We start from the raw sequence: 19,437 nt of genomic DNA on the forward strand, positions 1-19,437 counted from the left end.
CCATTTACCGATATTGGTAAATGGGTTTTCTTGTAAAGATAGAGATATTTCAATATTAACGTTTTGAGAACTGAGGAGCTCTACGTGCGCCTTTAAGACCGTATTTCTTACGTTCTTTCATTCTAGGGTCACGTGTTAAGAATCCTGCGCGTTTTAATGTTGTGCGGTAGTCTGGGTCTGCTTCAAGTAGTGCGCGAGCAACACCATGACGGATTGCTCCTGCTTGACCAGTTAATCCTCCACCGTGAACATTAACTAACACATCATATGTGCCTTCAGTTTCAGTTGCAACTAAAGGTTGTTTTAAAATTAGACGTTGTGTATCATATGGGAAATATTCTTCCGCATCACGATTATTTATAATTACTCGGCCAGATCCCGGTACTAAACGTACACGTGCTGTTGACTTTTTACGACGACCTGTTCCATAATATTGTACTTGTGCCAATTGTTTAACCTCCCTTTATTATCCTTTAAGCTCGTAAACTTCTGGTTGTTGTGCTTGGTTTTTATGCTCTGGTCCACGGTAAACATGTAATTTTTTAAACATTTTACGTCCAAGTGGTCCTTTTGGAAGCATACCTTTTACTGCAATCTCAAGCATTTTTTCTGGGTGGTTCGTTCTCATTTCGCTTGCATTACGCTCTTTAAGACCACCAGTATATCCAGAATGACGGTAATACATTTTATCATTGATTTTATTTCCAGTTAGTTCAATTTTCTCTGCATTTACGATAATTACGTTATCTCCTGTATCTACGTGCGGCGTATATGTCGGCTTGTGCTTTCCACGAAGAATGGAAGCAACTTCACTAGCTAAACGACCAAGTCTTTGGCCTTCAGCGTCGACAACATACCATTTGCGTTCAACAGTGTTATCATTTGCCATGAAAGTTGTGCGCATTTCTTTTCCCTCCAAAAATTCATTCCTAGTCTTTTCATCTATATTCACACAATTAGTTTCCGGGGCTAATTATGGATTAGAAATAGTTTGCCATACACCATAATATATCAAGTATAGTAGGTTTGTCAAGCAATACTCTACCATTTTTCGTATTTTCGTAGCGGGTTATCTATAGGAAACTTCCCAGAGAAATAGTCCTGTCGGAGGCACTGTTATTCCAGCTGCAGTACGGTCTTTCTGCTTTAACATCGCTTCTATATCAGCAGCCGTTATTTTACCGCTCCCGACGTCTAATAAGACTCCAACAATGATTCGAACCATATTATACAAAAAACCATTTCCTCGTAATATAAACTGAAGTTCATTACCCTCTTTTTGACAACTCACTTCATACAATGTTCGTTCCTTACTTCCTTTTACGTTAGATCGGGCAGAGCAAAATGAAGTAAAATCATGTGTTCCTTCCAAATAGTTACACGCTTCTTGCATTGCGTCTATGTCTATCGGAAACGGATAATAATACATATAATTTCGTTTAAAGACGTCTGGTTCTTTACTGTTTAAAATAAAATAACGATACTCTTTTTCAATCGCATCATATTGCGCGTGAAAGTCGAGTGATACTTCTTCCACCTTTTTCACATAAATATCTTTAGGTATTATTGCATTTAATGCATCTTTCCACTTATCTACTGGGATTTGAAGATCTGTCTCAAAATGAATTACTTGTCCCTTTGCATGAACACCTGAATCGGTGCGGCCAGATGCGTAAACACGAATATTTTTTCCTTTATGAATTCGTTTAAGCACATGTTCTATTTCAAGCTGGACTGTACGTTTATTCGGTTGGACTTGGTAACCAGAGAAATGTGTACCATCATAACTTATTGTACATTTTAATTTTTTCATTTTCCGTCACCCTTTTTAATTTCGCACAATAAATAGTCCAATGACAACAAGGACAAAAATAATAAAAATAATGATATCTCTTTTACGGTACGATAGTTCCCTTAGTTTTGTTCTTCCTTCTCCACCTTGATATCCTCTTGCTTCCATTGCCATGGCTAATTCTTCGGCCCGTTTAAACGCACTAACGAATAATGGTACGAGCAATGGAATGATTGCTTTAATCCGTTCTTTTACAGGCCCTGTTCTAAAGTCAACCCCACGGGATGCCTGTGCCTTCGATATTTTGTCTGTTTCTTGCATTAGTGTAGGAATGAAGCGTAGGGAAATCGACATCATTAATGCAAGTTCATGGACCGGAAATTTTACCTTATTTAAAGGATGGAGTAAACTTTCAATTGCGTCTGTAATCTCTATCGGTGTCGTTGTTAATGTCAATAAAGAAGTCATCAAAATTAGTAAACAAAATCGCAAAGAGATTACTAGTCCTTGAATAATACCGCCGAGATGAAATTTCACCGATAATAATTCAAAAACTACTGGACCTTCTTTCGTTAAGAATAAATGCAATAAAAATGTAAAAATAATGAGAAACCATACTGGCGTTAACCCTTTTACAATAAAACGAAGTGGGATAAATGTCGAAATAATACTTATCACAACAAAAATGGTTAATAGGCTATAGCTCATTACATTGTTTGCAAAAAATACAACAATGACATAAAAGAATATGATAATAATTTTTGTTCGTGGATCTAATCGATGAATTAAAGAATTTCCAGGAACAAATTGACCTATGATCATAGAATTACCCATATAAAGTAAGCCCCTTATAATGTTTGCTTAATATGTGCAGCAATTTCTTTCGGTGTTTGATTTGTTAAAGGAATTGTTGCGTTAAATGTTTCATTATATTGCTTCAAAAATTGGAAAGACTCTGGTACTTGCAAATGTACCTTTTGTAAAGCCTCTTCTTGTGTCAATATTTCTTCTGGGCGACCTTCCATATACTTTTCACCTTTATTTAAAATAATCAGATAATCAGAGTATTTAAGGGCGTCCTCCATGCTGTGAGTGACGAGAATAGTTGTTACTTGTTCTTCTTTATGCAATTGATAGAACATATCCATAATTTCTTTTTGCCCTTTTGGGTCAAGTCCGGCTGTTGGTTCGTCCAATACGTATACATTGGGCTTGGATGCTAGAACTCCAGCAATCGCTACGCGTCGCATTTGCCCGCCACTTAATTCAAAAGGCGATCGTTCTAAGAAGTCATCGGATAGGCCAACTTTTGGTAAAATTTCTTTTATTCGTTTTTTAATTGTTTCTGCTGGTACTCCGAAATTTTCTGGACCGAAAGCAATATCTTTTTCGACTGTTTCTTCGAATAATTGGTGTTCTGGATATTGAAACACGACTCCTACTTTACTACGTAACTTTTTCATTTCCTTTAACTTTTTTTCACTAGAAAGTAAGTGATTACCGACAGAAACTTCTCCTGTTGTTGGTGTTAGCAATCCGTTCAAGTGTTGAATTAATGTGGATTTCCCCGATCCCGTATGACCAATAATGGCAACGAAGGCTCCAGAAGGGATATGAAACGTAATATTTTTTAACGCTTCATGAGCAAATGGTGTATTTGGCTGATAGGTATAGCTCACCTGTTTGAATGTAATGTCCATAGTTCCTCCAACATTTCTTCTGAAGTTAATACATCTTTTCGCATGTGTATCCCCTGCTCTCTTAATTCTTGAGATAGAGCAGAAATAAACGGAATGTCGAGCCCAATTTTTTGTAATTCGTCTCCACGTTGTAACACGTCTCTAGGTTTCCCTGTCGCCCAAATTTTACCTTTGTTTAAAACGATGACACGCTCTACTTTGATTACTTCTTGGAGATCATGTGTAATCGTTATTAAAGATAATTCCTTCTGTCTTTGGAGGTGGGTGATCGTTTCCATGATCTCTGTTCTTCCTTTTGGATCAAGCATAACGGTTGCCTCGTCCAAGATTAATACTTTTGGAGAAACAGCAATAACGCCAGCAATAGCTACGCGCTGTTTTTGACCTCCGGAAAGTCGATGTGGTTCTGTTAAACGATACTCTGTCATGTGAACCGCTTGTAATGAGCTTTCGATCCGTTTCTCCATTTCCTCCCGAGGTACCCCTCTATTTTCCATTCCAAATGCCACATCATCTTGTACAGTGGCTCCGACAAATTGGTTGTCTGGATTTTGGAAAACCATTCCGACATCTTTACGTATTTCCCAGATGGATTCTTCTGTTAATCGTTTACCATTTATCCAAATTTCCCCTTCTTGAGGAAATAATAATCCATTCATTAATTTAGCAATGGTCGATTTTCCTGAACCATTATGACCAATGATAGCAATTGATTCATTTTCATTTATCGTAAAACTGCAGTCTTGTAATATCCAAGGTGCATTTTCTCCGTAGCGAAAAGAGACATTTTTAAATTCAATTATAGACTCCATCTCTTGCATGCCTCCCGCGCATTTTATGACTCAATTATACATGATATCGTACATGTTTACTCGTATTAACATTGTTTCTCTAAGTGATCTGATCTTTCGTGATGGTTTTTCTTTAATAGGAGAATAATTTATATGGGGAAACTTAAAAATAAAACAAAAAGGGCCTGGATCACTCTCTACTAGAGACGTTGTCCTGCCCTTTTCCAGTTCTGTATTTCCATTTCACGGCTAAACATCACCGACTACAGTTTGTTAGATTATATAATTAAGCTTCTGAAGCTGATCCTCCAGGTGTTTCGTTTGCTTTCAGTTTTCTTAATTCGATGATTGCCATATTAGCACCGTCACCACGACGAGGTCCTAATTTAAGAACACGAGTGTATCCACCCTGTACATTCTCATAGCGTTCAGCAATTTCACCAAAAAGCTTTTGGAGGACTTGTTCGTCATCTTCCGTCTTTTTGTTATATAAAAAGGATGCCGCTTGTCTGCGTGCATGCAGATCTCCGCGCTTTCCTAAAGTAACCATTTTGTCGACAGTCTTTTTAAGTTCTTTCGCTTTTGCTTCTGTCGTCTCAACTCGTTCATGAATAATTACATCTGCTGTTAGATTACGTAATAGTGCTAAACGAGTGTCTGTAGTACGACCTAACTTTCTTGCCATGAGTATCCCTCCTTTTCACTTCATGACGATTTTATTTGCTATTATTAATCGTCACTACGTAAACTTAAATCAAGTTCGGCTAATTTGTTTTTCACTTCATCTAGCGATTTTCGACCTAAGTTACGCACTTTCATCATGTCTTCTTCTGTCTTTGTTGACAGTTCTTGTACCGTGTTAATTCCTGCGCGCTTTAGGCAGTTATACGATCGAACGGACAAGTCTAACTCTTCAATTGTCATTTCTAGTACTTTTTCTTTTTGGTCTTCTTCTTTCTCAACCATGATTTCTGCTTTTTGCGCGTCATCTGTTAGACTAACGAAAATATTAAGATGTTCTGTAAATACTTTCGCTCCTAAAGAAACTGCTTCTTCAGGACGGATACTTCCGTTTGTCCATACATCAAACGTCAATTTATCATAGTTTGAGCTTTGACCAATACGTGTATTTTCCACTTGATAAGATACACGAGAAACAGGTGTAAAAATAGAATCAACTGGAATAACGCCAATTGGTTGGTTTTCCGTTTTGTTCTCTTCAGCCGTACGATAACCACGGCCACGTTCAGCTGTAATTTTCATATATAGCTTTCCGCTACTATTTAAAGTTGCGATAGGTAATTCTGGATTTAAAATCTCCACGTCACTATCATATGTTAAATCAGCAGCTGTAATTACGCCTTCTCCTTGTGCATCGATTTCTAGTGTTTTTACATCTTCGGAATAAATTTTGAGAGCTAGTTTCTTTAAATTTAAAATTATCGTCGTTACATCTTCTACAACTCCATCAACTGTCGAGAATTCATGGAGTGCACCATCAATCTGAACTGATGTAACCGCGGCACCTGGAAGTGAGGATAAAAGGATACGGCGTAAAGAGTTACCTAGAGTAGTACCATATCCTCTCTCAAGCGGCTCAACTACAAATTTACCAAATGTAGCATCATCACTTACTTCAACCGTTTCAATATTTGGTTTCTCAATCTCGATCATTCCATCAAGCCCTCCTTAAACTCGCGTATATACCTAAGTTACAATGATTTTCTAACTTAGATCTATTAATTATTACCTTTGTCTTTTTCTCGTACTGTTTATAAAGGTATATCACTTTCATCAAGCGTTTCATGTCTTCAATTGTCCAATTCTTAAATACATACTGAATTGCTTCTTATAAACATATATTACCATTATAGACAGAGTGACAAATTCTAAACGGTATAATTACACACGACGTCGTTTTGGTGGGCGACATCCGTTATGTGGAACTGGTGTTACGTCACGAATTGCTGTGATTTCGAGCCCAGCTGCTTGTAATGAGCGGATTGCTGCTTCACGACCAGCACCAGGACCTTTAACAGACACTTCTAAGTTCTTCATGTTTGTTTCAATTGCTGATTTCGCTGCAGTTTCAGCTGCCATTTGTGCTGCGAAAGGTGTTGATTTACGAGAACCTTTGAATCCTAATGCTCCAGCAGAACTCCACCCAATAACGTTTCCTTGTAAATCTGAAATCGTAACGATTGTATTGTTGAAAGTGGAATGAATATGTGCAATCCCTGATTCAATTGTCTTTTTCACACGACGTTTACGTGGTGCATTTGTTTTACGAGCCATATTAGTTCATTACCTCCTTTTAATTTAGTCTTTTTTCCCTGCAACTGCTCGGCGTGGGCCTTTACGTGTACGAGAGTTGTTTTTCGTTTTCTGACCACGTAATGGTAACCCTCTACGGTGTCTAACTCCTCGATATGAACCGATCTCTGTTAAACGTTTAATATTTAAAGAAACCTCACGGCGTAAATCCCCTTCAATAGTGTAATTGTTTACAGCTTGACGGATTTTACCAAGTTCTTCTTCTGTTAAGTCACGAACACGTGTATCTTCTGAAACGCCTGCTTCTTCTAATACTTTCTGTGCACTTGTTTTACCAATTCCATAGATAGACGTTAACGCAATAACGATTCGTTTATCTCTTGGAATATCAATTCCTGCAATACGTGCCATACGTTAATTCACCTCCAAAAGATTATCCTTGTTTTTGCTTATGCTTAGGGTTTTCACAAATTACCATTACTTTCCCTTTTCGTCTGATGATTTTGCATTTTTCACAAATTGGTTTTACTGATGCTCTTACTTTCATCATTTTACCTCCTTCAATATCGGAGCTTACTCACTATTTGTAACGATACGTGATACGGCCTTTCGTTAAATCATAAGGTGATAACTCTACCGTTACTTTATCTCCTGGTAAGATTCGGATGAAATGCATACGAATTTTTCCAGACACATGCGCCAGAATCGTATGCCCATTTTCCAGTTCTACATTAAACATAGCGTTGGGTAATGTTTCTGTCACAACGCCTTCTACTTCAATAACATCGTCTTTAGACATCGTGCCCGTCTCCCTTCTCTAAATCAGTCACAACTTCCTTAGCATATTTTGCAAGAGCAAATCGTAACTTTCCGTTGGAGACACGATTAGTCTCCAAAAGACTTTTTCTAACCTCACTAGAGATATAGGCGGTTTCCTCAATATGATTGACGTTTTTCTTCTTCGGCCGGTCATATTTACGTTTTTCGCCATCTGCTAGTAAAACAAAACGATCGTCTATAACCTCGATTATTATCGCATATTGATCTTGTTCTCTACCTTTAATAACTCGAACAATTTGCCCCAATTGCGGAACCGAATTATCTTCTGTCAACAACGATCACCTTCATTTACATGATAATTAAATAACAAAGTAGTTATTTATTTATGCTTGTTTGAATATCTTCAAATACGTTATCAATCGCTTGGTCTCCATCGATTGTTACCAAAATACCCTGTTTATTATAAAAATCAAGAAGAGGTTTTGTTTGCTCAATATTCACCGCTAAACGTTTTTGTACTGTTTCTATTGTATCATCTTCACGTTGAATTAGTTCTGTACCGTCTTTATCACAAATACCTTTTTCTTTAGGAGGATTGTAAACTACATGATATGTTGCTCCACAAGTAGGACAAACTCTTCTACCTGTTAAACGCTCAAGTAGCTTTTCTTCTGGTACATCTACATGGATGACATAATCAAGCTTTTGGTTTAGTCTCGTTGTAATCTCTTGTAATGCTTTAGCCTGTGGAATTGTTCTTGGAAAACCATCAAGTAAAAAACCATTCTTACAATCTTCTTTACTGAGACGTTCCTCAACAATTCCATTTGTTACTTCATCCGGAACGAGTGCACCTTCGTCCATATAACCTTTTGCTTTGATACCGAGCTCAGTGCCTTCTTTAATCGCTAATCGGAACATATCACCAGTTGAAATATGCGGGATATTATATTGATCCTTTATCTTTTCAGCTTGTGTTCCTTTTCCAGCTCCAGGTAATCCCATTAAGATAAGTTGCAATGCCTTTCTCCTCACTCTCTTAGTTTAACACTGCTTTAGGATCTAATAAATCCTTTATAGTGTCGTTTAACTAATTGACTCTCTAACTGTTTCATTGTTTGTAGTGCTACACCAACAACGATTAGTAGACTGGTTCCACCAATTTGGACTGCTGTAGGAAGTTTCGCAAGACCTCCTAAAAGAATAGGTAACACCGAAACAGTTGCCAAGAAGATTGAACCGACAAATGTCAAACGATACATCACACGTGTTAAATAAGTCTCTGTATTTCGGCCCGGTCTAATACCAGGAATATAACCGCCTTGTTTTTGAAGGTTTTCAGCCATTTGCTCTGGATTAACTTGAACAAATGTATAAAAATAAGTGAAAGCTATAATTAAAACGACATAGAGTACCATTCCAATAGGTTGGGTATAATCAAATACCATTTCAATATATTTAGCTGCCTTACTTCCTTCAAAAAAGCTTGCTACTGTTCTAGGCGCTACAATAAAAGCAATTGCAAAGATTACCGGAATCACACCTGCTGCGTTTACCTTTAATGGTAAGTGAGTGGAGTGACCACCAACTGGAGAACGATTGACTAATTTTTTAGCATACTGAATTGGTATTTTACGTTCAGCCTGTTGAATATAAATAACTCCTACAATAACAGCTAAAACGACTAAAAGAATTAAAGCCACGATCACGATGTTAATAAAGAGATCTGCTCCAGGATTTATAAAAAACTGACTGTACAACTGCTTAACTCCGTTAGGGACTGCAGCTACAATTCCAGCAAAGATAATAATAGAAATTCCATTTCCAACACCGTTTGCTGTAATTTGTTCACCTAGCCACATTAAGAATGCAGTTCCGCTTGTTAAAACAACAGCGATCACTAGTATTTTTGTAATGTTAGGATCTTCAATTAATAATCCTCCGGCCATTGCGTTAAATCCGATGGACATTGCAATAGCCTGAACAAATGCAAGAACAATCGTTCCGTATCGGGTTACTTGGGCTATTTTCTTACGCCCCATTTCCCCTTGTTTTTTCCACTCTGTAAACTTAGGTACTACATCCATTTGTAATAACTGCATAATAATTGAAGCAGTAATATATGGCATGATTCCCATTGCTAGAATAGAAAAGTTTTGCAAAGCTCCCCCACCAAATGTATTTAGAAATCCAAAAACATTTTGTTGGTTCATGAAGTCAATTGCTTCTCTGTCTGTATAAGGAACCGGGATAAATGTACCGATCCGGAAAATAACGAGCATTAATAATGTAAAGACAATCTTTTTTCTTATATCTGCGATTCGCATGAAATTAGAGATTGTACGAAACATTAGATCACCTCGGTTTTTCCGCCTGCCGCCTCAATTGCTTCCTTTGCTGCAGTTGAAAATTTATGAGCCTTCACGTTCAACTTCTTATCTAACGTACCATTTCCTAGTACCTTTATACCTGATTTTACTTTGCTGACTACGCCTTTTTCAAGCAGTAGTTCTGGTGTAATTTCAGTGTCTTCGTCAAAACGGTTTAAGGTATCTAAATTTACAATTGCATAGTCTTTCTTGTTGATATTTGTAAATCCACGTTTCGGTAAGCGTTGGAATAAAGGTGTTTGTCCTCCTTCAAATCCAAGGCGTACACCGCCACCTGAACGAGCTTTTTGTCCTTTATGACCTTTTCCGGAAGTTTTACCATGACCAGATGCCATTCCACGACCAACACGTTTGCGAGTCGTACGACTTCCTTCATTTGACTTTAACTCATGAAGTTTCATATTCGCGCCTCCTTTATAAAAAGCTAATTTTACAGTTCTTTTACCGCAACTAAATGAGATACTTTGTTAATCATTCCTCGAATAGCTGGTGTATCGTTTTGAACGACAGTATCATTAATTTTTTTAAGCCCTAATGTACGAACTGTTTTTACTTGATTTTCTTTTCTACCGATAACACTACGTTTGAGGGTGATTTCTAATTGTTTAGACATTTTGTCATTCCCTCCTTATCCTAATAACTCTTCGACAGATTTCCCACGTAATTTAGCAACATCTTCAGCTGTTTTTAGGCTATCTAATCCATTAATTGTTGCGCGAATCATATTAATTGGATTGTTTGAACCTAATGATTTTGTTAAGATATCACCAACACCAGCTAACTCTAATACCGCACGGACAGGTCCACCGGAGATAACTCCAGTACCTTCTGCTGCTGGTTTCATCAATACGTTACCTGAGCCAAATTGTCCATTAATCTCATGTGGGATAGTTGTTCCAACAATAGGTACTTTAATTAGATTCTTTTTAGCATTATCAATTGCTTTTTTAATTGCTTCAGGAACTTCTAGTGCTTTACCTGTACCAAATCCAACGTGTCCGTTTTTATCGCCTACAACAACGACTGCTGCAAAACGAAAACGACGTCCACCTTTTACTACTTTTGCTACACGATTTACTGTAACTACACGTTCTTCAAGATCCATTTTATTCGTGTCAATGTTCATGTTATTATTCAACGCAAACGTCCCTCCTTTTTAATTAAAATTCTAAGCCTGCTTCACGAGCTGCTTCTGCAAGAGCCTTTACACGTCCGTGATAAATATAACCGCCACGATCAAATACTATTGATTTATATCCTTTTTCAATCGCACGCTCTGCTACTAGTTTTCCGACTTGTTCTGCTGCTGCGAGATTGTTTGTAGATTCTAAATTCAAATCTTTTTCTTTTGTATTTGCACTAACTAATGTAACACCTTTTTCGTCATCAATTAATTGTGCATAAATATTTTTATTGGAGCGAAATACGTTCAAACGCGGACGACTTTCCGTTCCACTAACTTTTTTACGTACTCGTCCGTGAATTCTTTTACGAACATAGTTTTTACTAGGTTTTGTGATCATTTAGTTGCCACTCCTTTCAACCTATACACTTTACTTAGCAGTTTTACCCTCTTTACGACGTACATATTCGCCTTTGTAACGAATTCCTTTTCCTTTATAAGGTTCAGGTGAACGAATTGCTCTAATGTTAGCTGCTACTGCACCAACACGTTCTTTATCAATACCTTTGACGATAATTTCCGTATTTTTAGGTACGTCAAATTCGATATTTTCTTCTTGTTCAATTTCAACTGGATGAGAATATCCTGCGCTGACAACAAGTTTATTTCCTTGTTTCTGAGCACGGTAACCTACCCCAATAATTTCTAATTCTTTTTGGAATCCTTTAGAAACTCCTTCAATCATATTGAAAATTAAGCTACGAGTAGTACCGTGTAAAGAACGGCTCTCTTTATCGTCATCTTTTCTTTCAACCGTAATTGTTTTATCATCTATATTAATTTTCATAGCCTCGGAAAGAGTTCTGCTTAACTCTCCTTTTGGTCCTTTTACATGAAAAGTGTTGTCTTCAAGTTTAATTTCAACACCCTCAGGGACTTCAATTGGTCTTAAGCCAATTCGTGACATTCACTCCACCTCCTATATAAACCATTCATTTTACCAAATATACGCTAGTACTTCTCCACCAACTGCTTGTGCACGCGCTTCTTTATCCGACAACACACCTTTTGATGTGGATACGATTGCTGTTCCTAAACCATTAAGTACTCTTGGTACTTCATCAGCTTTTGCGTATACTCGTAAACCTGGTTTACTAATTCTTTTTATACCTGTAATTACACGTTCATCATTAGCACCATACTTTAAAAAGATACGAAGAATACCTTGTTTGTTATCTTCAATTACTTCATAATCACGAACATAACCTTCACGTTTTAAAATATTGGCTATTTCAGCTTTTACTTTGGATGATGGCAGTTCTAATTTCTCATGACGCACAACGTTTGCGTTTCGAATGCGTGTAAGCATATCTGCGATTGGGTCTGTCATTACCATTAATCATTACCTCCTTCCCGAATTTACGATTACCAACTAGCTTTTTTAACACCAGGAATTTGACCCTTATGGGCAAGTTCACGAAAACAAATTCGGCATAATTTAAATTTACGTATTACTGAATGCGGACGGCCACAACGTTCACAACGTGTATATTCACGAACTTTAAACTTCTGTGGGCGTTTTTGTTTCGCTATCATCGATTTTTTAGCCACAAATTTTCCTCCTTGCATTAAGTTCCGTACTTATTTTTGAAATGGCATTCCAAACTGTGTTAATAGTTCACGTGCTTCTTCATCTGTGTTTGAAGTAGTTACGATCGCAATGTCCATTCCACGTACTTTATTTACTTTATCATAGTCGATTTCAGGGAAAATGAGCTGTTCTTTCACACCTAGTGTGTAGTTACCTCTTCCATCAAACGCTTTGTTTGAGATACCTCTAAAGTCACGTACACGAGGTAATGCTACACGAATAAGTTTTTGTAAAAACTCATACATTCTTTCGCCTCGTAATGTTACTTTCGTTCCAATTGGCATTCCTTCACGTAAACGGAATCCTGCAATTGAATTTTTAGCACGAGTAACAACAGGCTTTTGTCCCGCGATTAATGTTAATTCTTCAACCGCGTTGTCTAAAAGTTTAGAGTTTTGAACTGCGTCACCAACACCCATGTTAATAATAATTTTCTCAATCTTTGGTACTTGCATAACAGATTTATATTCAAATTTCTCCATCATTGATGGTACAATTTTTTCTTGATAGATTTGTTTTAATTCGTTCATTTTGTCACCCTCCTTTCGCTCTATTTATCTAAAGGTTCACCAGACTTTTTAGCGATCCGGACTTTTTTGCCATCTCGTATTTCATATCCAACTCGTGTAGGTTCTCCAGATTTAGGATCAATAGGTAACACATTTGAAACGTGAATCGGAGCTTCCTGATTTAAAATTCCACCTTGTGGATTATCTTGGGATGGTTTCGCATGTTTTTTCACCATGTTTACTCCCTCAACAAGCACGCGATCATTTTTAGGATATGCTTCTAAAATAGTTCCTTGTTTGCCTCGATCTTTTCCTGAAAGAACTTTAACTTTATCGCCTTTTTTCACATGCATCATTAACGCACCTCCTGTTATGCACTAATTTATATCACAGATCATTACAGTACTTCTGGAGCTAGAGATACGATTTTCATAAACTTAGCATCACGAAGTTCACGTGCTACTGGTCCAAAAATACGCGTTCCTCTTGGACTTTTATCGTCACGAATGATTACAGCTGCGTTTTCATCAAAACGGATATATGAACCATCTTTACGACGTGCTCCTGTTTTAGTACGCACAATTACCGCTCTTACTACTTCACCTTTTTTGACAACGCCACCAGGTGTTGCTTGTTTGACTGTACAAACAATTACATCACCAATATTAGCAGTTTTCTTACCAGTACCACCTAATACTTTGATTGTCAAAACTTCACGAGCACCAGAGTTATCAGCAATTTTCAAACGACTCTCTTGTTGTATCATAAAACTTTACCTCCCCTCGGAATCTTCCTATTTTATTAGATGATTACCGCTTCTTCAACGACTTCTACAAGTCGGTAACGTTTTGTTTTAGATAATGGGCGAGTCTCCATAATACGTACGATATCGCCATTTTTAGCTACATTTTTTTCGTCATGTGTGATCATTTTTTTAGAATACTTTACACGTTTTTTGTATAAAGGATGAACTTTGTAACTTTCTACTAAAACAGTGATTGTTTTGTCCATCTTATCGGACACAACACGTCCTGTGTAAACTTTACGGTCATTACGTTCACTCATACTTCTTACGACCTCCTCTTTTAAGGTTAATTGTTAACGCTCAGTTCACGTTCACGCGCAACTGTTTTTAAGCGAGCGATCGTTCTTTTAACTTCTTTAATACGAGCTGTATTTTCAAGTTGCCCAGTAGCTAACTGGAAACGTAAGTTGAAAAGCTCTTCTTTCATTGATTTGACATTTTGTTCAATTTCGGCAGTGGTAAGTTCTTTTATTTCATTAGCCTTCATTGATTTCACCACCAATTTCTTCACGTTTAACAAACTTAGTCTTGATCGGTAGTTTATGAGAAGCAAGACGCAGTGCTTCACGTGCAACTTCTTCTTCTACACCTGCGATTTCAAATAAAATTTTTCCTGGTTTAACAACTGCAACCCAGCCTTCTAAAGCTCCTTTACCGGAACCCATTCGAACTTCAAGGGGCTTTGCAGTATATGGCTTATCTGGAAAGATTTTAATCCATACTTTCCCACCACGCTTCATATAACGAGTCATCGCAATACGAGCAGCTTCAATTTGACGTGCAGTAATCCATGATGCTTCTGTAGCTTGTAGGCCGTAGTCACCAAATGTTACTTCTACGCCACCTTTAGCTTTACCTCTCATACGACCTCGGTGTTGTCTACGATATTTAACACGTTTTGGCATTAACATAAGAATTGCCCCCTTCCTTATTTTTTCGGTTTTTCTGGAAGGACTTCACCACGATAAATCCACACTTTGACACCAAGTTTTCCGTAAGTTGTGTCTGCTTCAACATGTGCATAATCAATGTCTGCACGTAAAGTGTGTAATGGCACAGTTCCTTCACTGTAATGTTCTGCTCTTGCAATATCTGCTCCGCCTAAACGTCCAGAAACTTGTGTTTTAATTCCTAAAGCTCCAGAACGCATTGTACGTTGGATTGCTTGCTTTTGTGCACGACGGAATGAAATACGTCCTTCAAGTTGACGTGCAATATTTTCTGCAACTAATTTTGCATTTAAATCAACTTTTTTAATTTCAACAATATTAATGTGAATTCTTTTACCAGTAAGTTTTGTTAAGTCCTTACGTAGTTTTTCAACTTCTGATCCACCTTTACCGATAACCATTCCCGGCTTACCTGTATGGATCGTTACATTCACACGATTTACAGCTCTTTGAATTTCAATTGTAGAAACCGATGATTGCTTTAGACGGGTTTCTAAATATTCTCTGATCTTAATGTCTTCATGTAGTAAATCAGCGTAATCTTTATCCGCATACCATTTTGATTCCCAATCTTTAATGATACCTACTCGAAGACCAATTGGATTTATCTTTTGACCCACAGACTATCCCTCCTTCTTTTCTGTTACAACTACAGTAATATGACTCGTACGCTTGTTGATTTTGCTTGCTCGGCCTTGAGCACGAGGTCTAAATCTCTTTAACGTTACCCCTTCGTCCACGTACGCTTCTGAAACGACTAAATTGTCAGGGTCCATTTCGTAATTGTGTTCAGCGTTTGCGATTGCTGAGTTTAAAACTTTTTCCACTATAGGTGATGCCCCGCGTTGTGTATGACGTAAAATTGCAGTTGCTTCGCCGACTTCTTTCCCACGAATTAAATCGACAACTAAACGTACTTTACGAGGAGCGATACGAATTTGTTTTGCTACTGCTTTAGCAACTTTAGTTTCTTCTGCCATTCCTTAGCGCCTCCTCTCATTATCGTTTTGTTTTTTTATCGTCACCAGCGTGACCTCTGAACGTTCTAGTAGGAGCGAACTCTCCTAATTTATGTCCCACCATATCTTCTGTTACGTAAACCGGTACATGCTTGCGTCCGTCATGTACTGCGAACGTATGACCAACAAATGTCGGGAAAATTGTAGAACGTCTTGACCATGTCTTAACGACTTGCTTTTTATCACTTTCATTCAATTCATCAACTTTTTTAAGTAGATGATCATCTGCGAAAGGTCCTTTTTTCAAACTGCGACCCATAGGTAAGCCTCCTCTCAATCTTTAAAATTCGTAGTTTTATTTTTCAAGTTTCTTACTTTTTACGTTTACGTACAATATACTGATTGGATGGTTTGTTTAGTTTACGTGTTTTCTTACCTAATGTTGGTTTACCCCATGGCGATACTGGTGATGGACGACCAATTGGTGTACGGCCTTCCCCTCCACCGTGTGGGTGATCAACTGGGTTCATTGCAGATCCACGAACTGTAGGTCTTTTACCTAACCAACGAGAACGTCCTGCTTTCCCAATACGAATTAACTCATGTTCAATGTTACCTACTTGACCAATTGTTGCACGGCAAGTTGTTAGGATAAGACGTACTTCTCCAGATGCAAGGCGCACTAAAGTGTACTTTCCTTCACGTCCTAAAATTTGAGCTTCTGTTCCTGCTGAACGTGCAAGCTGTCCGCCACGGCCAGGTTTTAATTCAACATTATGAATCACTGTTCCAACTGGAATGTTTCCAAGTGGTAATGCATTTCCGACTTTGATGTCTGCATTTTCTCCTGATTCGATTTGTTGACCTACCTCTAGCCCTTTTGGAGCTAAAATATATCTTTTTTCACCATCCGCGTAATGAATTAAAGCGATGTTCGCTGAGCGGTTAGGATCATATTCGATTGTGGCAACGCGTCCTGGTATGCCATCTTTGTTACGTTTAAAATCAATTAAGCGATATTGACGCTTATGTCCGCCACCGTGATGACGTGTAGTAATTCTACCTTGGTTGTTACGTCCGGCACGTTTTGATAACGGGCGTAGCAAAGATTTTTCTGGTGTATCAGTTGTGATATCAGAGAAATCTAAACCAGACATGTTTCTAGTACCGTTAGAAGTTGCTTTATACTTTTTAATGGACACGTTTTTCCCCTCCTTTATTAATTAATGATTAGCCTTCAAAAAAGTCTAAGTCTTTACTATCCTCTGATAGCTGCACAATTGCTTTTTTGCGGTTTGGACGATATCCACCGTAACGTCCCATTCTTTTAAACTTTCCTTTAAGATTCATTGTGTTCACTTTTTCTACTTTTACACCGAATGCTGTTTCAACTGCCTGTTTAATCTCAGTTCTGTTTGCTTTCGGATCTACTTCAAAAGTGTACTTCTTTTCAGCCATTAAGTCTGCAGAGTGTTCTGTAATCACAGGGCGTTTAATAATGTCTCGTAAATCTTTCATTATGCAAGCACCTCCCCTGCTTTTTCAGCCGCATCTTTTGTCAAAATTAGCTTATCGTATGCAACTAAGTCTAAAACATTAATATCTTTAACAGTAATTACTTTTACCTTTTTAAGGTTGTTTGCTGATCGAATTACATTTTCATTTTTATCTGATGTAACGATTAATACTTTATCATTTACATCTAATGCGTTTAATACAGCAATAACATCTTTTGTTTTTGGAGCTTCAAATTGCAAATCGCTTAACACGATTAAATCTTCTGAGTTTACTTTAGAAGATAATGCGGATTTCAACGCTAATTTACGTACCTTTTTCGGCAATTTGTATTTGTAATTCCTTTCTGTTGTTGGACCAAATACAACTCCACCGCCTACCCATTGAGGGGACCTGATTGAACCTTGACGAGCTCTACCAGTTCCTTTCTGTCTCCACGGTTTGCGGCCGCCTCCTCGAACTTCCGATCTGTTTTTAACAGCATGAGTTCCTTGTCTTTTTGCAGCACGTTGCATGATGACTACTTCATGAATAACATGATTGTTAGGCTCTATTCCAAAGACGGATTCATTTAATTCAATATCTCCCGCCCCTGTTCCATCTTGATTAAATAATGCTACTTTAGGCACGATTTTTCCTCCCTTCACTTATATGATTAATTTCCTTTTACTGCGGTTGTTATTTTAACAAGTGATTTTTTCGCACCAGGAATATTTCCTCTTATTAAAAGAACATTACGTTCTGCATCTACTTTAACAACTTCTAGGTTTTGGATTGTAACTTGTTCTGCACCCATTTGTCCTGGTAGTGCTTTTCCTTTAAATACACGGCTAGCATCTACAGAACCCATAGATCCTCCGCTTCTATGAAAACGTGATCCGTGACTCATAGGTCCACGAGCATAGTTATGTCGTTTGATAGAACCTTGGAATCCTTTCCCTTTAGAAGTTCCTGTTACATCGATTATGTCGCCTTCTTGGAATACATCAACGCTAATCTCTTGCCCGACTTCGTATTCGTCAATTTTAGCGTTACGGAATTCACGAATGTAGCGCTTAGGAGTAGTGTTTGCTTTTTCAGCATGCCCTCTTTGCGCTTTATTAGCACGTGGATCCAATTTGGAACCTTCCTCATATGCTTCTGGCTTGTCGATATTGTAAAATCCGACTTGAATTGCTTCATAGCCATCTGTTTCAACTGTTTTCTTTTGTAAAACAACATTCGGTTCTGCCTGTACTACTGTTACAGGTACTAATTCACCGTTTTCTAAGAAGATCTGTGTCATGCCGACTTTGCGACCTAAGATTCCTTTCGTCATCCGTTGCACCTCCTGTTACTTATAAGTTTATAGTTTTATTTCAATATCTACACCTGACGGTAAGTCAATTTTAATTAAAGAATCTACCGCTTGTGGTGTTGGATTAAGAATGTCGATTAAACGTTTATGTGTACGCATCTCAAATTGCTCACGTGAATCTTTGTACTTGTGAACTGCTCGTAATACTGTAAATACGTTTTTCTCTGTTGGTAACGGAATTGGACCTGAAACAGTAGCTCCAGCACGTTTAGCCGTATTTACGATTTTTTCAGCTGATTGATCTAAAATGCGATGATCATAAGCTTTTAAACGAATTCGAATCTTCTTATTTGCCATTTTTTCCCCTCCCTTTCGCCCATTTTATAATAGACATACTCCGTGAAAATTTACTTGGTAATGTACATGGCAAAATGCAACATACCAACAACCTCTCACTTCATCGCTATGCATGAAATCCTATCTTTTCACTTTAGAAAACCTAGGTAATTTCATCTGATTTCGCAATCTTTATATTGATTGCACGATTATATATTATACAAACAAACCTGCTTGATTGCAAGTATAAACATTGCTTTTGCCAACTTTTTTCTAATATTATTTAACTATTTCTATTTAGACTATTTCTAGCGCATTCTCATGCTAACTTTTCCTGTTTTTTAGCTTACTAGTTGATGAAAACTGAGCATTAACTAAAATTTAGGGGTGAACTGATCAACCGCTGCGGAAATATGTTTCGCTTTCCATGGGCGGCTGTTGAGCCTTCTTGTGCTACGCACTGCCAAGTCTCATCTAGGCCTATGCTCCCATAGGAGTCTTCACATATTTCCTTCGCTAGGCGTGCTTTGTAAACAGCGCTCTTCACATTTTGATACTACTATTA

At 37.7% G+C, this 19,437-nt stretch carries 35 protein-coding genes and 1 pseudogene; all 36 read right to left on the reverse strand.

The features are described from left to right. Window positions 1-55: 55 nt before the first annotated feature. The 36 genes and pseudogenes from rpsI to rpsJ all read right to left on the reverse strand — a co-directional run bounded on the left by rpsI (window position 56) and on the right by rpsJ (window position 18,893). On the reverse strand, window positions 56-448 hold the full coding sequence (gene rpsI / locus SPD48_RS19390) for a 30S ribosomal protein S9 (protein ID WP_336259799.1): 393 nt from the start codon (window positions 446-448) through the stop codon (window positions 56-58). Between the two features lie 18 nt (window positions 449-466). After that, a complete protein-coding gene (rplM, locus tag SPD48_RS19395) occupies window positions 467-904 on the reverse strand; it encodes a 50S ribosomal protein L13 (RefSeq protein WP_336259800.1) in 438 nt (145 codons plus the stop codon). A 165-nt stretch (window positions 905-1,069) separates the two neighbouring features. After that, window positions 1,070-1,813 carry a tRNA pseudouridine(38-40) synthase TruA gene (gene truA, locus SPD48_RS19400; protein WP_336259801.1) on the reverse strand — a complete coding sequence of 248 codons (744 nt, stop codon included), beginning with the start codon at window positions 1,811-1,813 and terminating at the stop codon, window positions 1,070-1,072. A gap of 15 nt (window positions 1,814-1,828) precedes the next feature. Continuing rightward, window positions 1,829-2,626, reverse strand: a complete 798-nt coding sequence (locus SPD48_RS19405) for an energy-coupling factor transporter transmembrane component T family protein (RefSeq protein ID WP_336259802.1) — start codon at window positions 2,624-2,626, stop codon at window positions 1,829-1,831. A gap of 14 nt (window positions 2,627-2,640) precedes the next feature. Continuing rightward, window positions 2,641-3,492 carry an energy-coupling factor ABC transporter ATP-binding protein gene (locus SPD48_RS19410; RefSeq protein ID WP_336259803.1) on the reverse strand — a complete coding sequence of 284 codons (852 nt, stop codon included), beginning with the start codon at window positions 3,490-3,492 and terminating at the stop codon, window positions 2,641-2,643. Next, entirely contained in the window at window positions 3,468-4,304 is an 837-nt protein-coding gene (locus tag SPD48_RS19415; RefSeq protein ID WP_336259804.1) for an energy-coupling factor ABC transporter ATP-binding protein, read from the reverse strand. Before SPD48_RS19415 ends, SPD48_RS19410 begins: the two co-directional genes overlap by 25 nt. A 265-nt stretch (window positions 4,305-4,569) precedes the next feature. After that, on the reverse strand, window positions 4,570-4,968 hold the full coding sequence (gene rplQ, locus SPD48_RS19420) for a 50S ribosomal protein L17 (protein ID WP_336259805.1): 399 nt from the start codon (window positions 4,966-4,968) through the stop codon (window positions 4,570-4,572). 44 nt (window positions 4,969-5,012) lie between these two features. Beyond that, window positions 5,013-5,957, reverse strand: coding sequence for a DNA-directed RNA polymerase subunit alpha (locus SPD48_RS19425; protein ID WP_336259806.1), 945 nt, complete (start codon window positions 5,955-5,957; stop codon window positions 5,013-5,015). A gap of 228 nt (window positions 5,958-6,185) precedes the next feature. Continuing rightward, window positions 6,186-6,578, reverse strand: a complete 393-nt coding sequence (rpsK, locus tag SPD48_RS19430) for a 30S ribosomal protein S11 (protein ID WP_336259807.1) — start codon at window positions 6,576-6,578, stop codon at window positions 6,186-6,188. A 24-nt stretch (window positions 6,579-6,602) separates the two neighbouring features. Beyond that, window positions 6,603-6,968: a 30S ribosomal protein S13 gene (rpsM, locus tag SPD48_RS19435; RefSeq protein WP_336259808.1), complete on the reverse strand. Its 366-nt coding sequence runs from the start codon at window positions 6,966-6,968 to the stop codon at window positions 6,603-6,605. A gap of 22 nt (window positions 6,969-6,990) precedes the next feature. After that, entirely contained in the window at window positions 6,991-7,104 is a 114-nt protein-coding gene (rpmJ, locus tag SPD48_RS19440; RefSeq protein WP_110396535.1) for a 50S ribosomal protein L36, read from the reverse strand. Between the two features lie 33 nt (window positions 7,105-7,137). Beyond that, entirely contained in the window at window positions 7,138-7,356 is a 219-nt protein-coding gene (gene infA / locus SPD48_RS19445) for a translation initiation factor IF-1 (protein ID WP_336259809.1), read from the reverse strand. After that, the gene (locus SPD48_RS19450; RefSeq protein ID WP_336259810.1) at window positions 7,349-7,669 is read right to left on the reverse strand and encodes a KOW domain-containing RNA-binding protein; all 321 of its coding nucleotides are present in this window, start codon (window positions 7,667-7,669) and stop codon (window positions 7,349-7,351) included. Before SPD48_RS19450 ends, infA begins: the two co-directional genes overlap by 8 nt. Before the next feature lie 43 nt (window positions 7,670-7,712). Further along, the gene (locus SPD48_RS19455) at window positions 7,713-8,357 is read right to left on the reverse strand and encodes an adenylate kinase (protein WP_336259811.1); all 645 of its coding nucleotides are present in this window, start codon (window positions 8,355-8,357) and stop codon (window positions 7,713-7,715) included. A 35-nt stretch (window positions 8,358-8,392) separates the two neighbouring features. Then, window positions 8,393-9,688 carry a preprotein translocase subunit SecY gene (gene secY / locus SPD48_RS19460; protein WP_336259812.1) on the reverse strand — a complete coding sequence of 432 codons (1,296 nt, stop codon included), beginning with the start codon at window positions 9,686-9,688 and terminating at the stop codon, window positions 8,393-8,395. After that, complete coding sequence (gene rplO / locus SPD48_RS19465) at window positions 9,688-10,128, reverse strand: 50S ribosomal protein L15 (protein ID WP_336259813.1); 441 nt, start codon at window positions 10,126-10,128, stop codon at window positions 9,688-9,690. The genes secY and rplO overlap by 1 nt, the downstream gene beginning before the upstream one ends. 29 nt (window positions 10,129-10,157) lie before the next feature. Continuing rightward, on the reverse strand, window positions 10,158-10,340 hold the full coding sequence (gene rpmD / locus SPD48_RS19470) for a 50S ribosomal protein L30 (RefSeq protein WP_336259814.1): 183 nt from the start codon (window positions 10,338-10,340) through the stop codon (window positions 10,158-10,160). Window positions 10,341-10,355: 15 nt separating this feature from the next. Then, window positions 10,356-10,853: a 30S ribosomal protein S5 gene (gene rpsE, locus SPD48_RS19475; protein ID WP_336259857.1), complete on the reverse strand. Its 498-nt coding sequence runs from the start codon at window positions 10,851-10,853 to the stop codon at window positions 10,356-10,358. Between the two features lie 34 nt (window positions 10,854-10,887). Further along, the gene (gene rplR, locus SPD48_RS19480; protein WP_336259815.1) at window positions 10,888-11,250 is read right to left on the reverse strand and encodes a 50S ribosomal protein L18; all 363 of its coding nucleotides are present in this window, start codon (window positions 11,248-11,250) and stop codon (window positions 10,888-10,890) included. Window positions 11,251-11,280: 30 nt separating this feature from the next. After that, window positions 11,281-11,817 carry a 50S ribosomal protein L6 gene (gene rplF / locus SPD48_RS19485; protein WP_336259816.1) on the reverse strand — a complete coding sequence of 179 codons (537 nt, stop codon included), beginning with the start codon at window positions 11,815-11,817 and terminating at the stop codon, window positions 11,281-11,283. 30 nt (window positions 11,818-11,847) lie between these two features. Continuing rightward, window positions 11,848-12,246, reverse strand: a complete 399-nt coding sequence (gene rpsH / locus SPD48_RS19490) for a 30S ribosomal protein S8 (RefSeq protein WP_336259817.1) — start codon at window positions 12,244-12,246, stop codon at window positions 11,848-11,850. 29 nt (window positions 12,247-12,275) lie between these two features. Next, complete coding sequence (locus tag SPD48_RS19495; RefSeq protein ID WP_147670297.1) at window positions 12,276-12,461, reverse strand: type Z 30S ribosomal protein S14; 186 nt, start codon at window positions 12,459-12,461, stop codon at window positions 12,276-12,278. Between the two features lie 30 nt (window positions 12,462-12,491). After that, window positions 12,492-13,031 carry a 50S ribosomal protein L5 gene (gene rplE / locus SPD48_RS19500; protein WP_336259818.1) on the reverse strand — a complete coding sequence of 180 codons (540 nt, stop codon included), beginning with the start codon at window positions 13,029-13,031 and terminating at the stop codon, window positions 12,492-12,494. Between the two features lie 20 nt (window positions 13,032-13,051). Next, window positions 13,052-13,363: a 50S ribosomal protein L24 gene (gene rplX / locus SPD48_RS19505; RefSeq protein ID WP_336259858.1), complete on the reverse strand. Its 312-nt coding sequence runs from the start codon at window positions 13,361-13,363 to the stop codon at window positions 13,052-13,054. A gap of 44 nt (window positions 13,364-13,407) precedes the next feature. Then, window positions 13,408-13,776, reverse strand: coding sequence for a 50S ribosomal protein L14 (rplN, locus tag SPD48_RS19510; protein WP_336259819.1), 369 nt, complete (start codon window positions 13,774-13,776; stop codon window positions 13,408-13,410). Window positions 13,777-13,811: 35 nt separating this feature from the next. Beyond that, window positions 13,812-14,075 carry a 30S ribosomal protein S17 gene (gene rpsQ, locus SPD48_RS19515; protein ID WP_336259820.1) on the reverse strand — a complete coding sequence of 88 codons (264 nt, stop codon included), beginning with the start codon at window positions 14,073-14,075 and terminating at the stop codon, window positions 13,812-13,814. 26 nt (window positions 14,076-14,101) lie between these two features. After that, window positions 14,102-14,302, reverse strand: coding sequence for a 50S ribosomal protein L29 (gene rpmC / locus SPD48_RS19520; RefSeq protein ID WP_336259821.1), 201 nt, complete (start codon window positions 14,300-14,302; stop codon window positions 14,102-14,104). Continuing rightward, window positions 14,292-14,726 carry a 50S ribosomal protein L16 gene (gene rplP / locus SPD48_RS19525; protein ID WP_336259822.1) on the reverse strand — a complete coding sequence of 145 codons (435 nt, stop codon included), beginning with the start codon at window positions 14,724-14,726 and terminating at the stop codon, window positions 14,292-14,294. The genes rpmC and rplP overlap by 11 nt, the downstream gene beginning before the upstream one ends. Then, window positions 14,704-15,385 (reverse strand): annotated as a pseudogene (gene rpsC, locus SPD48_RS19530) (30S ribosomal protein S3). The gene rplP and the pseudogene rpsC overlap by 23 nt, the downstream one beginning before the upstream one ends. 3 nt (window positions 15,386-15,388) lie before the next feature. After that, the gene (rplV, locus tag SPD48_RS19535; protein WP_336259824.1) at window positions 15,389-15,745 is read right to left on the reverse strand and encodes a 50S ribosomal protein L22; all 357 of its coding nucleotides are present in this window, start codon (window positions 15,743-15,745) and stop codon (window positions 15,389-15,391) included. Window positions 15,746-15,764: 19 nt separating this feature from the next. Further along, the gene (gene rpsS / locus SPD48_RS19540) at window positions 15,765-16,043 is read right to left on the reverse strand and encodes a 30S ribosomal protein S19 (RefSeq protein ID WP_336259825.1); all 279 of its coding nucleotides are present in this window, start codon (window positions 16,041-16,043) and stop codon (window positions 15,765-15,767) included. Between the two features lie 52 nt (window positions 16,044-16,095). Continuing rightward, entirely contained in the window at window positions 16,096-16,926 is an 831-nt protein-coding gene (rplB, locus tag SPD48_RS19545) for a 50S ribosomal protein L2 (RefSeq protein WP_336259826.1), read from the reverse strand. A 28-nt stretch (window positions 16,927-16,954) separates the two neighbouring features. Further along, window positions 16,955-17,242 carry a 50S ribosomal protein L23 gene (rplW, locus tag SPD48_RS19550; protein WP_336259827.1) on the reverse strand — a complete coding sequence of 96 codons (288 nt, stop codon included), beginning with the start codon at window positions 17,240-17,242 and terminating at the stop codon, window positions 16,955-16,957. Continuing rightward, on the reverse strand, window positions 17,242-17,868 hold the full coding sequence (gene rplD, locus SPD48_RS19555) for a 50S ribosomal protein L4 (protein WP_336259828.1): 627 nt from the start codon (window positions 17,866-17,868) through the stop codon (window positions 17,242-17,244). The genes rplW and rplD overlap by 1 nt, the downstream gene beginning before the upstream one ends. Before the next feature lie 26 nt (window positions 17,869-17,894). After that, on the reverse strand, window positions 17,895-18,557 hold the full coding sequence (rplC, locus tag SPD48_RS19560) for a 50S ribosomal protein L3 (RefSeq protein WP_336259829.1): 663 nt from the start codon (window positions 18,555-18,557) through the stop codon (window positions 17,895-17,897). Between the two features lie 27 nt (window positions 18,558-18,584). Next, the gene (rpsJ, locus tag SPD48_RS19565; protein WP_336259830.1) at window positions 18,585-18,893 is read right to left on the reverse strand and encodes a 30S ribosomal protein S10; all 309 of its coding nucleotides are present in this window, start codon (window positions 18,891-18,893) and stop codon (window positions 18,585-18,587) included. Between the last annotated feature and the right edge of the window lie 544 nt (window positions 18,894-19,437).

Source organism: Pseudogracilibacillus sp. SE30717A (assembly GCF_037071985.1).
Classification (GTDB): domain Bacteria; phylum Bacillota; class Bacilli; order Bacillales; family Amphibacillaceae; genus Pseudogracilibacillus.